This is a genomic window from Flavobacterium nitratireducens, assembly GCF_029625335.1.
GTDB lineage: Bacteria > Bacteroidota > Bacteroidia > Flavobacteriales > Flavobacteriaceae > Flavobacterium > Flavobacterium nitratireducens.
Genome location: NZ_CP121111.1, coordinates 1673416 through 1688887, shown reverse-complemented (window position 1 = coordinate 1688887; position 15472 = coordinate 1673416). Strand labels below are relative to the sequence as shown.

General features: G+C 34.1%; 14 protein-coding genes and 2 pseudogenes. 10 read left to right on the top strand and 6 right to left on the bottom strand.

Annotated features, from left to right (window positions below; genetic code table 11):
* Nucleotides 1–3 precede the first annotated feature (3 nt).
* From P5P90_RS08030 to P5P90_RS08010, 5 genes are all read left to right on the top strand, one after another.
* Nucleotides 4–768, top strand: coding sequence for a cyclase family protein (locus P5P90_RS08030; RefSeq protein ID WP_278034222.1), 765 nt, complete (start codon nt 4–6; stop codon nt 766–768).
* A complete protein-coding gene (locus P5P90_RS08025) occupies nt 765–1166 on the top strand; it encodes a GNAT family N-acetyltransferase (protein WP_278034221.1) in 402 nt (133 codons plus the stop codon). The genes P5P90_RS08030 and P5P90_RS08025 overlap by 4 nt, the downstream gene beginning before the upstream one ends.
* On the top strand, nt 1163–1519 hold the full coding sequence (locus P5P90_RS08020) for a DUF4260 domain-containing protein (RefSeq protein ID WP_278034220.1): 357 nt from the start codon (nt 1163–1165) through the stop codon (nt 1517–1519). Before P5P90_RS08025 ends, P5P90_RS08020 begins: the two co-directional genes overlap by 4 nt.
* Nucleotides 1519–1881 carry an MmcQ/YjbR family DNA-binding protein gene (locus P5P90_RS08015; protein ID WP_278034219.1) on the top strand — a complete coding sequence of 121 codons (363 nt, stop codon included), beginning with the start codon at nt 1519–1521 and terminating at the stop codon, nt 1879–1881. Before P5P90_RS08020 ends, P5P90_RS08015 begins: the two co-directional genes overlap by 1 nt.
* 109 nt (nt 1882–1990) lie before the next feature.
* Nucleotides 1991–2998: a LacI family DNA-binding transcriptional regulator gene (locus P5P90_RS08010; RefSeq protein WP_278034218.1), complete on the top strand. Its 1008-nt coding sequence runs from the start codon at nt 1991–1993 to the stop codon at nt 2996–2998.
* An 83-nt stretch (nt 2999–3081) separates the two neighbouring features.
* Here P5P90_RS08010 and P5P90_RS08005 read toward each other — a convergent pair.
* Nucleotides 3082–3966 (bottom strand): annotated as a pseudogene (locus P5P90_RS08005) (IS982 family transposase).
* A 109-nt stretch (nt 3967–4075) separates the two neighbouring features.
* Here P5P90_RS08005 and P5P90_RS08000 point away from each other — a divergent pair.
* The 4 genes and pseudogenes from P5P90_RS08000 to P5P90_RS07985 all read left to right on the top strand — a co-directional run bounded on the left by P5P90_RS08000 (nt 4076) and on the right by P5P90_RS07985 (nt 9576).
* Nucleotides 4076–4483 carry a hypothetical protein gene (locus tag P5P90_RS08000; protein WP_278034217.1) on the top strand — a complete coding sequence of 136 codons (408 nt, stop codon included), beginning with the start codon at nt 4076–4078 and terminating at the stop codon, nt 4481–4483.
* A 326-nt stretch (nt 4484–4809) separates the two neighbouring features.
* Nucleotides 4810–7620, top strand: a complete 2811-nt coding sequence (locus P5P90_RS07995) for a TonB-dependent receptor (protein WP_278034216.1) — start codon at nt 4810–4812, stop codon at nt 7618–7620.
* Between the two features lie 75 nt (nt 7621–7695).
* Nucleotides 7696–8755 (top strand): annotated as a pseudogene (locus P5P90_RS07990) (phytase).
* Between the two features lie 191 nt (nt 8756–8946).
* Nucleotides 8947–9576: a tetratricopeptide repeat protein gene (locus tag P5P90_RS07985; RefSeq protein WP_278034215.1), complete on the top strand. Its 630-nt coding sequence runs from the start codon at nt 8947–8949 to the stop codon at nt 9574–9576.
* A 344-nt stretch (nt 9577–9920) separates the two neighbouring features.
* Here P5P90_RS07985 and P5P90_RS07980 read toward each other — a convergent pair whose 3' ends face one another.
* The 3 genes from P5P90_RS07980 to P5P90_RS07970 form a co-directional block, all read right to left on the bottom strand.
* The gene (locus P5P90_RS07980) at nt 9921–11021 is read right to left on the bottom strand and encodes a DUF4407 domain-containing protein (protein WP_278034214.1); all 1101 of its coding nucleotides are present in this window, start codon (nt 11019–11021) and stop codon (nt 9921–9923) included.
* A 164-nt stretch (nt 11022–11185) separates the two neighbouring features.
* Nucleotides 11186–12787, bottom strand: a complete 1602-nt coding sequence (gene pckA / locus P5P90_RS07975) for a phosphoenolpyruvate carboxykinase (ATP) (protein ID WP_278034213.1) — start codon at nt 12785–12787, stop codon at nt 11186–11188.
* A 72-nt stretch (nt 12788–12859) separates the two neighbouring features.
* Nucleotides 12860–13252 carry a DUF423 domain-containing protein gene (locus P5P90_RS07970; protein ID WP_278034212.1) on the bottom strand — a complete coding sequence of 131 codons (393 nt, stop codon included), beginning with the start codon at nt 13250–13252 and terminating at the stop codon, nt 12860–12862.
* 403 nt (nt 13253–13655) lie between these two features.
* On the opposite strand from P5P90_RS07970, the gene P5P90_RS07965 reads away from it, so the two are divergent.
* Entirely contained in the window at nt 13656–15017 is a 1362-nt protein-coding gene (locus P5P90_RS07965) for a saccharopine dehydrogenase family protein (protein WP_278034211.1), read from the top strand.
* Nucleotides 15018–15026: 9 nt separating this feature from the next.
* Here the strand turns inward: P5P90_RS07965 and P5P90_RS07960 are convergent, their stop codons facing one another.
* Both P5P90_RS07960 and P5P90_RS07955 read right to left on the bottom strand, forming a co-directional pair.
* Nucleotides 15027–15206 carry an energy transducer TonB gene (locus P5P90_RS07960; RefSeq protein ID WP_340696465.1) on the bottom strand — a complete coding sequence of 60 codons (180 nt, stop codon included), beginning with the start codon at nt 15204–15206 and terminating at the stop codon, nt 15027–15029.
* Nucleotides 15206–15457, bottom strand: coding sequence for a 2OG-Fe(II) oxygenase family protein (locus tag P5P90_RS07955; protein ID WP_278034209.1), 252 nt, complete (start codon nt 15455–15457; stop codon nt 15206–15208). Before P5P90_RS07955 ends, P5P90_RS07960 begins: the two co-directional genes overlap by 1 nt.
* Between the last annotated feature and the right edge of the window lie 15 nt (nt 15458–15472).

Genomic DNA, 15472 nt, shown 5'->3' with positions numbered 1-15472 from the left:
TAAATGATAGCAACAATTAATAATTTCCAAATTGATTTATCAAAACCAATTGATATATCTATTCCGTTGACTAACACGGATGCGAATCCGATTGCTTGGTATTTGGAGAAGCCTGAAATAAGTCCTGTAGTTTTTGGTGATTGGACAGGAAGTGTGAAAGCGGGTGCTTCGACTAATTTTAATACCATTGTTTTCAATCCGCATGCACATGGTACCCATACCGAATGTCTGGGGCATATTACCAAGGATTTTTACAGTATCAATCAATGTTTGACACATTTTTTCTTTTTGGCTGAATTGATTTCGGTAGAACCTGAAGTTCAAGGAGAAGATTTAGTGATTACATTAAATAGCATCTTGACAGCGCTCGATGTGATATTAAAATTTGGTGTTCCTAAAGAAGCATTAATCATTCGTACTTTGCCAAACTTGGAATCTAAAAAACATAAAAACTATTCGAATACTAATTCTCCTTATTTGTCGGAAGAGGCAGCGCGGTACATTTGCGAAAGCGGAATAAAACATTTGCTAATCGATTTGCCAAGTGTAGATAAAGAACATGACGAAGGTAAATTGGTTTCACACAAAGCTTTTTGGAATGTAAAAAATATCAATCAGATTAATTCTGATGCGCGTTTGGATGCGACTATTACGGAAATGATTTATGTTCCGGATGCAATAAAAGACGGAAGTTATTTGTTGAATTTGCAAATCGCTTCTTTTGAAAATGATGCCAGTCCGAGTAAACCCGTTTTGTACAAAATATGATAACCGTATCTACAGATAAGAGTCAATTGGATATTGCTTTTATTCATAATTTCACTAAAGCTATTTATTGGGCAGCGCCGCGAACTATTGAAGAGGTGCAGACTTGTATTGATAGTTCCTTTTGTTTTGGGATTTACTTAAACGAAAAGCAAATTGGTTTTGCTCGTGTTATAACCGATTATGTGGTTTTTGCCTATGTTATGGATGTTTTTATTGATGAAAATCACCGAGGAAATGGTTACTCGTCCATTTTGATTGAGGCGATGATGAAAGAACCCTTACTCAGTCAAATTAAAATATGGCGATTAGCGACTACTGATGCGCATTTTTTATATCGTAAATTTGGATTTAAATCGCTGGCTCATCCTGAAAAATTAATGGAAAAAGTTGTAGTATGAAATTAGTACTTAAATTAGAAGAATTAGGATTATTGGTTTTAGGGATTTATCTTTTTAATCTTTTGGATTATCAATGGTGGTGGTTTTTAGTTTTGATTTTGACTCCTGATTTTTCAATGATTGGTTATCTTTTTGGAAATAAAACAGGTGCAATTTGTTATAATTTGTTCCATCATAAAGCAATTGCAATTTTAATTTATTTAGTTGGAATTTACTTTGGTCAAGAAATATTGCAATTGGCAGGAGTGATTTTATTTTCACATTCCTCATTAGATAGATTGATGGGGTATGGGCTTAAGTACGAAAGTGGATTTAAAGACAGCCATTTGGGAAAAATTGGAAAAAACGAATAATGAATTTAGAAGAATTTTACGAATATTGTCTTTCTAAAAAGGGAGTTACGGAGCATTTTCCTTTTGATCAGGATACTTTAGTTTTTAAGGTGGGAGGGAAGATGTTTGCACTTTCCTCTTTGAAACAATGGGAATTAGGAAAGCCATCTGTTAATTTAAAATGTGAGCCAGAATTGGCTAAAGAATGGCGATTGCAATTTGACGCCATTCAACCCGGTTTTCACATGAATAAAAACCATTGGAATACCGTTGCTATTAATACCGAGCTTATGGATTCTTTTTTGAAAGAAATGATTGATCATTCTTATGGATTGGTTTTGAGTGGATTAACTAAAAAGGCGCAGCAAGAAATATTAGGCTAATCTTACTTTTTTTGAACTTTTCTCAAATTAAAAAAACAAAAGTGTATAAAATTTGTTTTTTATAATTTATATTATCATAATTGTGTTGTAAACGTTTACATTTATCAAGTTGTCAAATTTAAAAGCAGTTGCGGAGCATTCAAAGGTGTCTATAGCCACAGTATCTAGGGTTATTAATAATGATCCAAAGGTAAGTAAAGAAACTGTGCTTAAAGTTCAGGCTTCTATTAAAGCTTTGGACTATAAACCGAATCGTGTTGCACAAAGATTAAGAAGTTCTAATAGTAAAACGAAATTATTAGGCTTGATTATTCCAGATATTCAAAATCCATTTTTTGTTGATGTGGTAAGAGGTGTGGAAGATTATGCTTATCGAAACAACTTTGCCGTTATGATTGGTAATTTTGGTCAGGATGAGAAAAAAGAAAAATTGTATTTGGATATTTTTCAATCGGAAAACATTGATGGTTTAATTGTAGCTCCTATCCATGGAAAAGATAAGGGGATTGAAAATTTAGTAAAAAACGGAATTCCTGTTGTTTGTATTGATAGAGGTTTGACAGATATTGAAGTTGATATTGTAAAGGTTGATAATGAATTAGGTGCATTTAATGCGGTTGATCATTTGTTAAGTATTGGTCATCGTAGAATTGCATTTATTTCGGGTAATTTTAAAATTCCAACTTACACTGGGCGTTTAGAAGGTTACAAGAAGGCATTGCGTAAATACGGAATTCCATTTGATGAGAAATTGGTTTTTGCAAAAAACGCCGATTATAAGAGTGGATTTGATTTGGCAAATTTAATTTTAGAGTTAGAAGATAGGCCAACAGCAGTTTTTTCGGGAAATAATCTGTTGACTTTAGGGGCGCTTGAAGCCATTCATGGTAAAAACATTAAAATTCCTGAAGAAATTTCAATTATAGGTTTTGATGATATGCCATGGTCTATCTCTTTAAATCCGCCTTTAACAGCAGTGCGTCAGCCAGGTTTTGATATGGGACGAAAAGCTGCTGAAATGTTATATGAAAGAATTGCTAATCCAAGTAAAAAGAATGAGAGTGTTATTCTTGATACTGAATTAATGATAAGAAAGTCTACTACTCGTTTGGAGTAGTTTTTTTTAGTTAAAAAAATGTAAACGTTTACATTTTGATTTGAGTTTGTTTTTTTACTAGAATGTTAACCCGTTGGGTGAAATTAAATAATTTGATTTTTAATATTATTTATAGGTCTATCAAATATGAATTTATTGATATATTGAATTAGAGTCATTGCTGTTATTTTTGCTAAAATTCTTGTTTTAAAACCAGCAAAAGATTTAGCATAATTTCTTCGAATTAAAAACTGGTCGCATAATTGTGAAAACTGGGTTTCAATTCTTTTTCTTGATTTTCTAAAAATATAGGGTTGAGGCTTATAGTTTTTTTGATTGGATCTCATTGGTGTTTCTAATTGGATTTTTACTGTTCGAAATAGGTCTAGCTGAATCGATTCTGACAATTACCCTTTATCTCCAAGTAATACACAATCAGATAATTGTTGTTTTATATTCTTTAGAAAATGAACATCATGAACTTCTGCTTTTGTAATCTCTAAAGAATGGAAAACACCATCTACAGAACAAACTCCATGTAATTTATATCCATAAAACCAATTGTTTTGTGAGGCACAAAAACCTTTGGAAGGAGCTGTTTCAAAATGCTCTTTACATATTTTAATTCGGCAATGACGAGAAAATTTACAGATTTCCAACGGCATACTGTCAACAATAAAATAATTCTCAAACTCAAGAAATCGACTCGCTAGTTTGCTTCGGACTTCTTCAGAAAACAAAAACAGTTTTCTTCTTCTTTTGTTGAATTGACTGCGTTCAATTAAGTTAGGAATTAAATCTGGACTAATTTGTTTGAAAAGTGAGTTTTCACTATCAATAGACATAAATTCAGCAGTTAAACTAAGTGCTACGACCTCTAAATCAGACATCTTGCCGCTTCTTCCAACTCTTGATTTAAATAATGAATCATAATTCAAAGAACTTATAACTTCTAAAACCTTAAAATAATTTTTAACTATATTTGACATGGATGTTGGTTGTTTAGCGACTTCAAGATACTGCTTTGCAGTGTCTTGACCAATATCTAATCAATTTAATTTACTTCAAATAATTTCACCCAACGGGTTAATTTTACTAATGCTTTTCTATTCATCTGTTTTCGGACAGAAAAAAATAGATTTAATCATATGTTCAGAAGGAATTTACGAAACGAAATGCGTGTATGATGAAGACGACAAAGAAGGAGAAAAATCTTTTTTAAGGTTTTATCCAAATGGGAAAGTATTGAGTGTTGGAACAGAATGTGACGCAACAGTTACAGATTTAAAAATTTGGTTAAACTTAGAAATGGAAAACAAATCAATTGGAGATTATAAAATTAAAAGGAGAAGAATAAAATTCTTAACAACAAGCTCAATAGGTACCGTAAACTATCGAGGTCGAATAACAAAAAGTGGAATCTTAAAATTGAAAATGAAAAGCCTGATAAATGGTTACAGAAGTACCGAAGAATATCATTTCGTCAAAGTTGAAGGATTGAAATAAAAAACAGTTGCTAACAGTTAAGAGTTTCCTCGCCAGCATACCACAAACAGCCAAGCCTTAGCGAACGGACGAAATAATGAAAGCTGTATTCATTAAAAACACTCTAATAGTGAGTTTGAACTCGTTTTATAAAAGTTAAAGCAAAGCCTTAAGAAGTGATTCCTTGGGGCTTTGTTTTTTTTAATCTAGTTTGAAGTTTTATAGATGTTATTTTTATGTAAAATAAGTAATATTTATTCTGGCTGAAGATAACAGTATCTTAATTTTAATCTTAATTTATAATAATATTACCCAACTAATTTTGCATCGTAAAAATTAAAACAACGATGAAGAAAAATTATTTAGTAGTATTCCTTTTCTTAGTAACGCTTATGGGTTATGCACAAAGAGGAGTAATTTCAGGGAAAATTTTAGATCAGGCAGATAAATTCCCTTTGCCAGGAGCAATGGTTCAAATTGAAGGAGAAAATAAATATACTATTTCGGATGGTAATGGTAGATATGAATTTTTGAATGTAGAACCGGGCACTTATCAAATAGATATACGTTATATTGGATACAGTCCATCCACCGACAAAGTAACTGTAGTGGCGGGTAAAAATGCAGTGGTTAATTTTAATCTTAAAACTTCAGGAACAGAATTAAACGAAGTGATTGTTGGTGATGTACTAAAAGGACAAGCCAAAGCGTTGAATCAACAAAAAAACAATAGAAATTTAGGAAATGTTATTTCGGCTGATCAAGTGGGTCGTTTTCCAGATGCAAACATTGGTGATGCGCTAAAAAGAGTACCGGGTATTACCATGCAAAATGACCAAGGAGAAGCTAGAAATATTATCATTAGAGGATTGGCACCTGCTTTGAACTCTGTTACTTTAAATGGTGACCGTATTCCATCGGCTGAGGGAGATAACAGAAATGTTCAAATGGACTTAATTCCATCAGATATGATTTCTACTATCGAAGTCAATAAAACATTAACTCCTGATATGGATGCTGATGCCATTGGAGGTTCAGTAAATTTGGTTACTAGAGCTACACCTAACAAGGAAAGGATTTCGGCTACACTAGCTGGAGGTTATTTGCCTATACGTGAAAAAGCTTCTTACACAGCAGGTTTGGTGTATGGAAATCGTTTTCTAGATAGTAAATTAGGGTTGGTAGTAAGTGGTTCTTATAATAACAACGATTACGGTTCGGATAATATTGAAAACGTTTGGTCAAAAGACGAATTTGGAAATACTTTTTTGAGTAAGGCAGAAATCAGACAATATGATGTACAACGTATCCGTCGAAGTGCATCGGTAGCATTTGATTATAAATTCAATGATAATAATACCATTTTTGCCAATGCCATGTACAATTGGAGGGACGATAGAGAAAATCGTTTTAGAGTAACTTATGATAATATTGTTCCTACTTATTCAGGAGAAAATATTACGGGTTATTCTGTTAGAGTAAGACGTCAAACTAAAGGTGGTGTAGATAATGATCGTAATAAAAACAGAAGATTAGAAGATCAACGTGTGCAAAATTATGCCTTACGTGGAGAACACTTAATTAATTCAAAATTAGATTTGGATTGGTCTGCCAATTATTCTACTGCCAGAGAGTACCGTCCGGGTGAGCGTTATGTTGAATACCGTCAAAAAGGGGTGGCAGCGACTCAAGATTTGTCGGATGAAAGATTGCCATTAGTTACAACTACTGGGGAAGCTTTGGGTAAATTAAAATTTAATTCTGTTACCGAAAACACCAATGATACTGACGAAAGTGAATTAGGAGCAAAGGTGAATATTCGTTTTCCATTTTCTATTATTCCTTCACAAAAAGGACGTATTAGAACCGGTCTTCGTATGCGATTAAAAGAAAAATCAAGGGATAATAATTTCTTTTCTTATGAGCCAATAAATGACGATATGGCTACATTGGCTTCTGTTCCTACTAAATCTTTTGATGGAAAAGGATATAATCCGGGAAGTAAATATGTAGCAGGAACTTTTGCATCGGCATCCTATTTAGGAGGATTAGATTTACATAACGCAACATTGTTTGAAGGGCAAGATGAGCCTTCTGAATATTTGTCGGTAAATTATAATGCAAAAGAGAATATTTTTGCAACTTACATTAGATGGGATCAGGATTTTAATGATAAATTATCGATGATTTTTGGTCTCCGTGCCGAAAATACACGTATCGATTACACAGGAAATCGTGTATTAGACGAAGAAGAATTAGAAAATGAAATCAATACAACTAATACTTATACGAATGTGATGCCAGGTATTTCATTTAAGTATAATGCAACTGATAATTTGATTTTTAGACTAGCAGCGACTACAGCTCTAGCGCGTCCTAATTATTATGACTTAGCGCCTTATGTGAATAATGCGGCTTCAGACAGAGAAATTTCTGCTGGTAATCCAGACTTGAAAGCAACCTATTCTTATAACTATGATTTGATGGTAGAGAATTATTTCAAATCGGTAGGTTTGATTTCTGGAGGAGCTTTCTATAAAAACTTAAATGATTTTGTTTACAAATACAGCACTAATCAATTTTCGAATGCGGATTTTGCTGCTAATTTTCCAAATCAAAATAACCCAATTCCTGTTGGTGAAGAATGGAAATTCGTTCAATCTAAAAATGGAAAAAATGTAGATGTGTACGGTTTTGAGGTTGCTTTACAACGCAGATTGGATTTCTTACCGGGTCAGTTCTTAAAAGGTTTTGGAGTGTATTTGAACTATACTTACACGAAATCAAAAGCAAAAGGAATTGCTGACGAAGATGGAAATGAACGTAAAAATGTAACACTTCCAGGAACAGCACCACATATGTTTAATGGGTCGTTATCTTGGGAAAATAAACGTTTCTCAGTTAGAGTTTCTACTAATTATACCGCTGATTATATCGATGTTTTAGGCGCTGATGCTTCAGAAGATAGCTATTATGACAAACAATTTTTTGTAGATGCAAATGCGGCTTTCAAGATTACTAAAAACTTGCGTCTTTTTGCTGAAGCAAATAACATAACGAATCAGCCTTTACGTTATTACCAAGGAGAAAAATCACATACGCAGCAATTAGAATATTACCAAGGGCGTTATAATTTTGGATTGAAGTTTGACTTTTAATCTTAAGCGAAGAATTAAATGTAATAACAGGGCATTTTTGTGTCCTGTTATTCTGTTAGTATAGAAAAAAGAAATATGAAAAATACATTTATCATTACTGCATCAATTGCAATAGTAACTTTAAATTCCTGTGGAAGTTCTTTAGCGCCTGTTCGCAAAGATGCTATAAAACCTGTGAGTGTTACCCAAAAAACGGCTCATGATACTGATGATCCCGCTATTTGGATTCATCCAGCTGATGTTTCCAAAAGTATTATTATTGGTACCGATAAAGAGACCGATGGCGGATTGTATGCCTTTGATTTGCAGGGAAAAATCATCAAAAAATCCATCACTCTACAAAGACCAAATAATGTGGATATTGCGTATGGATTGATGGTTAATGGAAAAAAAATAGATATAGCGGTTACTACCGAAAGAGAAACTAATAGTATTCGTATTTTTAGTTTACCAGATTTAGAACCAATTGATAACGGCGGAATAGCTGTTTTTGAGGGAGAAGAAATGCGTGGTCCAATGGGAATTGCTTTGTACACCCGACCAAGTGACAAAAAGATATTTGCTGTGGTGGGAAGAAAAAAACGGTCCTTCAGGAAGCTATTTATGGCAATACGAACTAACCGATGCCGGAAATGGAATTGTTAGCGGGAAAGTAGTGCGCAAATTTGGAGCTTATAGCGGTAAAAAAGAAATAGAAGCCATTGCAGTAGACAATGAACTAGGAACGGTGATTTATTGCGACGAGCAATTCGGAATTAGAAAGTACAAGGCTAATCCAGATGAAAATGATAATACGGAGTTAGCTCTTTTTGGTCAAAATGATTTTAAGTCGGATCATGAAGGGATTGCTATTTATAAAACTTCGGAGACTAAAGGATATATATTAGTTTCGAATCAGCAGGCGAATACCTTTATGGTGTATCCAAGAGAAGGAGCTAATGGAAATCCAAATGAATATCCATTATTAGCCGAAATCCCAACATCAACGATTGAATGTGATGGTGCCGATGTAACGAATGTAAATCTTGGCGGTGCCTATCAAAACGGACTTTTTGTAGCCATGAGCAATGGTAGAACCTTTCATTACTATAGTTGGGATACTATACAGCAGTTGATTGATGCTGCTAGAAAGTAGTTTCTTTTAATCATAAGTTATTAAAAGCCTTAGCCTAAATCTGAATGAAGATTGGGTTGAGGTTTTTTTATTACAGTTAAAGTTGAATTGCATGCTTTTTGTAAGACTATTTAGTATATTTGAATATATTGTAAGTGTCTAAATGTATGAAAAACAAACTCTTTTTTATCGTAACATTTCTCTTAATCTAATTGAACTCTTTTGCTTGCTTAAATGGAGAAACCAAAGAACTTAAAAATGGCATACTTGTTTATGAAGATTACAGTGGAATAGTTCCGTATGGGCATAATTTTTATGTGGATAATTTTCAAAAACTAATTAAAGAATTAGATAGTCTTTATAAAGTTAAAAAAGATATAGATTATTTATCTGATAAAGGATATGTTTTAACTGTAGAGGGAAAGTATAAGGAGGCATTAACCATTTATTTAGAAATTGAGAAGTTAAGACCTAATAGATATTCTACAGCTTCAAATGTTGGGACTATTTATGAGCTTTTGGGTGATAATCAAAAAGCATTATTTTGGATAAATAAAGCTATCCAATTAAATCCTACATCGCATGAGGCTTCTGAATGGCTTCATTCAAAGATATTACAAGCTAAATTAGGAGGATCTAAGTATATAAATGCTGATTTTTTAATAAATACAAATTTTGGAAATGATGATGAGCCTAGAAGTAATCTGTCTAAATCTCAAAGAGAATCTTTAATGAAAGCTCTTTATTATCAGTTAAATGAAAGAGTGACTTTTATTAAAAATGAAGATCCAATTATTGGAGTTTTACTGTTTGAATTAGGGAATTTGGCTTTTTTTAGATGAAAAATATGATGAGGCGAAGGAGATATATGGTAAAGCTAGAGATTATGGTTTTAATAGTGAAGTTTTGAAAATAAGATATGGTTCCGCAGATTCGAAAACTTCAAATTTTTTATATTATAAAATGAATACACTTCATAAAATTATTAAAAAACTAAATACAGAAAATCAATACCATAAAAACTTATTTGTAATCATATTGACTTCGGCATTAATTATTATTGTGTTATTATTAATTGTGATTTGGAGGCTGAGAAGAAGGTGAAATGTAGTATTAGTTCTTTTATATGAATTTTAATATTTGAAACACAAAACCCGAAACTCTCTAGTTGTCGGGTTTTGTGTTTTTACAAAGTCTTCTTCTGTTTCTCTAAAAAATTATTGGATTGCAGTTCCAGTAAATCCGTTGCGTTTTTTCGTTGTAAATCATACAATTGCTTGTCTTCGGCAATGTCCTGATATATTTTGTCGTGCATGGCTGCACTGGTTTTTACAAGTAAATTTCGTTGGTATTTGTCTTGTTCCAATGTCGTTTTTAAAGCTGTTTCTAAATCTTCTAATTTAAAATCGTATTCACCTTTAGGAGATAATAATTTGGCAATAATGGGCGAAGTTTCAATAGCCAGAAACAACAACATAATAAACACCGATGGCAACCAAGGCAATTTGTTCAGCGCATTGATACGTGCCATTAGACCGTCAAAGCCATCAATGATAGGTTGGGTCTCGGTAACTTTTTTGTCTAAATCGGCTTGCAGATTTTTGTTCAAAGCTTCTTTTTCGGCAATTTTAGCCAGATTGTTTTTTCTGATAGTGTCTAATTCGGCGGAAGCCAAATTATGTTTGGTAATCTTTTCTTTAAACACAGGCCCTTTTCCCAATTTCATCGTTCCTTTAGTGCCTTCGGCTTCGGCAATATAAGTTTCGTAAAGGGTGTTTACTTCTTTTTCTTTATCGGTAATTTCTTTTTTCAAAGCGGTAATTTCAGCCTTGTTTTTATCCAAATCTGATTTAAAATAGGTGGCCACTTCCTTTTTGTTGTTCAAAGCCATGGCATTTTTTTCTTTCAATAAAACGGTATTGATTTCTTTTTCGAAAATTTTAATTTCGAGGGGTTTCGAAATCACAACAGCAATGATAATCGCCAGAACAATTCGGGGAGTTGCTTGTAGAAATTCGCTACTTAAACGATCTCTTTTTCGAATCGTAGAAACAATAAAACGATCCAGATTGAAAATAAGCAAGGACCAAACTATCCCCAAAGCAATAGCAGGATAAATACTGTCGAAAACGGTAAACAGCGCATAAGCACTAGCTAAGAAAGCCATTACTGCAGTAAAGAATACGGTGGCGCCAATGCCTGCGTATTTTGTTTTTTCCCCTTCGGAACAACCTTCAAGCAGGTTTTTGTCAGCCCCAGAACAGAGGATAAAAAAGGATTGTAACATGATTGTTTTTAATTAAGTTTTGATTTTAGTTTTTTGTTTGGAGAAATGCACACAAATTTAACGCCAAAAAATGAAACTTAGTGTAAATATCTGATAATGTGTTGTTAAATAAAAAATGCTGTTCAATTAAGAACAGCACTTGTCTATTTTTGGTTGGTTTATTTTTAAACTAAAGGTCCTCCAGCAAGGATTTCCTCATTTGCATAAGATTCAAATTTTTGGAAATTAGCTTTGAATTTCTGAGCTAGTTCTACTGCTTTGGTATCATACAAATCTTTGTCTTCCCAAGTGTTTCTAGGATTTAAAATTTCGCTTGGAACATTCGGACAAGATTGTGGTTTTGCAATGCCAAATACTTTGTGGTTTTCATATTTCACATGATCTAATTCGCCATTTAAGGCTGCTGTAATCATGGCGCGGGTATATTTTAATTTCATGCGATTTCCTATTCCGTAAGGACCTCCTGTCCATCCCGTGTTGATTAGCCAAACTTTAACATTCGCTTCTTTCATTTTTTGGCTTAACATTTCGGCGTATCTGGTTGGGTGAAGTGGCATAAAGGGCGCTCCAAAACAAGCAGAGAAATTAGGCTGGGGTTCCGTAACTCCTGCTTCAGTTCCAGCCACTTTAGCTGTATATCCAGAGATAAAATGGTAGGCAGCCTGACCTGGCGTTAATTTTGAAATGGGAGGCAAAATCCCAAAAGAATCGGCAGTCAAGAAAAAGATGTTCTTAGGGTTTTTTCCAATAGAACCTGATTGGATGTTATCGATGTGGTAGATAGGGTAACTCACACGGGTGTTAGGTGTGATTGATATATCGGTATAATCGACTTCCTTAGTTTCTTTTTTGCAAACTATATTTTCTAAAAGCGCACCTTTTTTAATTGCTCTGAAAATATCTGGTTCGTTTTCTTCGCTTAGGTTTACCACTTTTGCATAGCAACCACCTTCAAAATTGAATACGGTATTTTCATTAGTCCATCCGTGTTCGTCGTCACCAATTAATTTTCGGTTTGGATCGGCAGAAAGTGTAGTTTTTCCTGTACCGGATAATCCAAAGAAAATAGCGGTTTCACCATTTTCTCCCACATTGGCACTACAGTGCATTGGTAAGGTATTTTTGAAAACAGGTAGAATGAAATTCATAGCCGAAAAAATCCCTTTTTTTATTTCGCCAGTATAGCCTGTTCCTCCTATTAATGCTACTTTTTTAGTGAAATTCAAAATTGCAAAGTTCCCCTGACGTGTTCCGTCTACTGCTGGATCAGCCATGAAACTAGGTACGCAAACTACCGTCCATTCTGCCACGTAATTTAAAAGTTCTTCTTCGCTTGGTCGTAATAACATATTGTAGCAAAATAGATTGGCCCAAGCGGTTTCGGTTACAACACGAACATTCATTTTGTAATTAGGGTCAGAACAAACATAAGTGTCTCTTACAAAAACCTCTTTATCTGTCAGGTAGTTACAAACCTTCGAGTATAATTTGTCAAAGGCTTCAGGAGCAAAAGGGATATTGATATTTCCCCACCATATTTCATTTTCAGTAATTGCATCTTTCACAATAAATCGATCCTGTGGAGAACGCCCAGTGAATTCACCTGTGTTAATGGCGAGTGCTCCCGTTGATGTTTCGATTCCTTGCCCTTTTTCAATCGTTATTTGATGTAATTCATTAGGACTTAGTTGGTAATGAATAGTTGCATTTGTAATTCCAATGTTATCTAACGAAATCGTTTTCGTAAAAAGACTGTTATTGTTCATAAGTTTTAAGTTGCCTGTTGTTTTTAGATATTACAAAGGTAATTATTTAAGCGCTTTAGTGTTGTGAAAATTCTAATTTTGTGATTTTTTGTTAAAAAAATCCATAAATAAGACAATCCATGATAAGATTAATAAAAAACCACCTATTGGTGTTACGAATCCTATAATTTTGAAATCAAAGGCGGTAAGCGAATTTGTAGCTAATAAATAGATAGAACCAGAGAATAAAACAACTCCCGAAAGCACAAGGCCGTAGATGTATTTTTTGGATTTTAAAGAGAGGCTACTCATGTTGCCAATGAATAATAAAAATAAGGCGTGGTACATTTGGTAACGAACCCCTGTTTCAAAAGTAACTAACTGTTCTGGGGTTAATAAGGCTTTTAAGGCATGAGCACCAAAAGCACCTAAAATTATTGCAATCATTCCTAATAGCGCTGCAGTAGAATATATTTTTTTATCCATTGTGTGAATTTTTTGTTGCTACAAAAGTATTCCAAAACTAACGAACCCAAAAAGTTTTAATGGTTTAGTTTGCCTGCTTTTATGCTAAAGTTTTGTGAATTTTTATTCAAGAAGATTCGATTATTGTTTCGCCGTCCTTAGCTTCCGCAGTCGAGTGTCAAATGTTTGAAGAATGCGTAAAAAGAAAATCTGTTTGACCCCGAATCCTTTCGGGGGAGTTATTTTCTTTTAGCATTCGAAAACTAATTTGACCGACGAGGAAGTAGAGACTTGATTTTTTTGTTTCTTTTTTGATCAAGCAAAAAAGAAAGTAGTATTAATGATAAATAAAGATGTCTTTATAGGTTATTCATATTTGGGTCTACAACTACATTTGCCTATTTTTACAATATAAATTCAAGTTATGAGAGTCGTTTTAATTATTGGTGCAGGAAGATCGGCTTCTTCGTTGATTCAATATCTATTGGATAAATCGGAAGAAGAACAATTGCAATTGCAAATTGCCGATTTGTCTTTGGAGTTGGCTCAAAAGAAAACCAATAATCATCCTAATGCGACACCACTTGGACTAGATATTCACAATCAAAAACAGAGAGCAGAAGCCATCCAGCATGCCGATATAGTTATTTCGATGTTGCCGGCACATTTGCATATTGAAATTGCAAAGGACTGTGTTCTTTTCAAGAAAAATCTCGTAACCGCCTCGTATGTCAGTGATGCGATGCAGGAATTAGATGCTGAGGTCAAAAAAAACGGACTCATTTTTATGAACGAAATGGGTTTAGATCCCGGAATCGATCATATGAGTGCGATGAAAGTCATTGACGAAATCAGAGAACAAGGCGGAAAGATGCTTTTGTTTGAATCCTTTTGTGGTGGATTAGTTGCTCCCGAATCCGATACGAACTTGTGGAATTATAAATTTACCTGGGCGCCGCGAAATGTGGTTTTAGCAGGGCAAGGTGGCGTGGCCAAATTTATTCAAGAAGGAACCTATAAATACATTCCGTATACGAGTTTGTTTCGTCGAACCGAATTTTTGGAAGTAGATGGATACGGTAAATTTGAAGCCTATTCCAACAGAGATTCCTTAAAATACCGAAATATCTACGGTTTAAAAGATATACTTACGCTCTATCGCGGAACGATTCGAAGAGTAGGTTTTTCCAAGGCTTGGAATATGTTTGTACAACTGGGCATGACGGATGATTCCTATATCATGGAAGATTCCGAAAACATGAGTTATCGACAGTTTATCAATTCGTTTTTGCCGTACCACCCAACCGATTCGGTGGAAATAAAAACCCGATTCTTGCTCAAAATTGACCAAGACGATATCATGTGGGACAAATTATTGGAGTTGGATTTGTTCAATGACAAAAAGCTTGTCGGACTTAAAAATGCGACTCCAGCCCAGATTTTAGAAAAAATCCTGAATGACAGTTGGACACTACAGCCCGAAGACAAAGATATGATCGTGATGTATCATAAATTTGGCTACGAAATTAATGGCGAAAAAGTACAAAAGGATTCCCAGATGGTTTGCCTAGGTCAAGATCAAACCTATACTGCCATGGCTAAAACCGTTGGTTTACCTGTGGCTATGGCTGCGTTATTGATTTTGAACGGAAAAATTAAAACTACAGGGGTTCAAATTCCTATCCGAAAAGAAGTGTATTTGCCTGTTCTGACAGCATTAGAAAAATACGGCATTCGCTTTACCGAAAAACCAATGCCGTATTTGGGGTATAATTATTTGAAATAAATGACTTGATTAATTTCCTGTAACAACTGTAATTGGAAGGCTATAGGTTGTGCGAACAGGAGTGCCATCTTCTAGTTTGCCTGGAATCCAATTTTTAAGTTGCGTTACGCATCTTATTGCTTCTTCACCTGTACCATAACCAATATCTTTTAATATTCTCGCATTGGTCAAACTGCCGTCAGTTTCAATTATGAATTCAATGTAAATTCTTCCTTTAAGGCCTTTTTTTCTGGTAACTTGTAAGTTTTAGCAACGTCCGAATAAAAATTATCCATTCCACCACGGTAGACAGGTTTTTCAAAAACTTCAACAGTAGTATATATATTGTCTTTTGGATCCTCTATTGTATTTGTATTTATTGCTAAAGTATGTGTAACTCTAATTGGCTTTCCGTTACGTGTGGCTGGATTCCATTTAGGAGATTCTTTTAATACTCGCATTGCTTCTTCGCCGGT

What these genes read in the sequence shown, in the direction of transcription:
- P5P90_RS07980 (WP_278034214.1), bottom strand. Translation starts at nt 11,021, where the DNA reads ATGTTACAATCCTTTTTTATCCTCTGTTCTGGGGCTGACAAAAACCTG.
- P5P90_RS08015 (WP_278034219.1), top strand. Translation starts at nt 1,519, where the DNA reads ATGAATTTAGAAGAATTTTACGAATATTGTCTTTCTAAAAAGGGAGTT.
- P5P90_RS07955 (WP_278034209.1), bottom strand. Translation starts at nt 15,457, where the DNA reads ATGCGAGTATTAAAAGAATCTCCTAAATGGAATCCAGCCACACGTAAC.
- P5P90_RS08025 (WP_278034221.1), top strand. Translation starts at nt 765, where the DNA reads ATGATAACCGTATCTACAGATAAGAGTCAATTGGATATTGCTTTTATT.
- P5P90_RS08000 (WP_278034217.1), top strand. Translation starts at nt 4,076, where the DNA reads ATGCTTTTCTATTCATCTGTTTTCGGACAGAAAAAAATAGATTTAATC.
- pckA (WP_278034213.1), bottom strand. Translation starts at nt 12,787, where the DNA reads ATGAACAATAACAGTCTTTTTACGAAAACGATTTCGTTAGATAACATT.
- P5P90_RS07970 (WP_278034212.1), bottom strand. Translation starts at nt 13,252, where the DNA reads ATGGATAAAAAAATATATTCTACTGCAGCGCTATTAGGAATGATTGCA.
- P5P90_RS07965 (WP_278034211.1), top strand. Translation starts at nt 13,656, where the DNA reads ATGAGAGTCGTTTTAATTATTGGTGCAGGAAGATCGGCTTCTTCGTTG.
- P5P90_RS07995 (WP_278034216.1), top strand. Translation starts at nt 4,810, where the DNA reads ATGAAGAAAAATTATTTAGTAGTATTCCTTTTCTTAGTAACGCTTATG.
- P5P90_RS08030 (WP_278034222.1), top strand. Translation starts at nt 4, where the DNA reads ATGATAGCAACAATTAATAATTTCCAAATTGATTTATCAAAACCAATT.
- P5P90_RS08020 (WP_278034220.1), top strand. Translation starts at nt 1,163, where the DNA reads ATGAAATTAGTACTTAAATTAGAAGAATTAGGATTATTGGTTTTAGGG.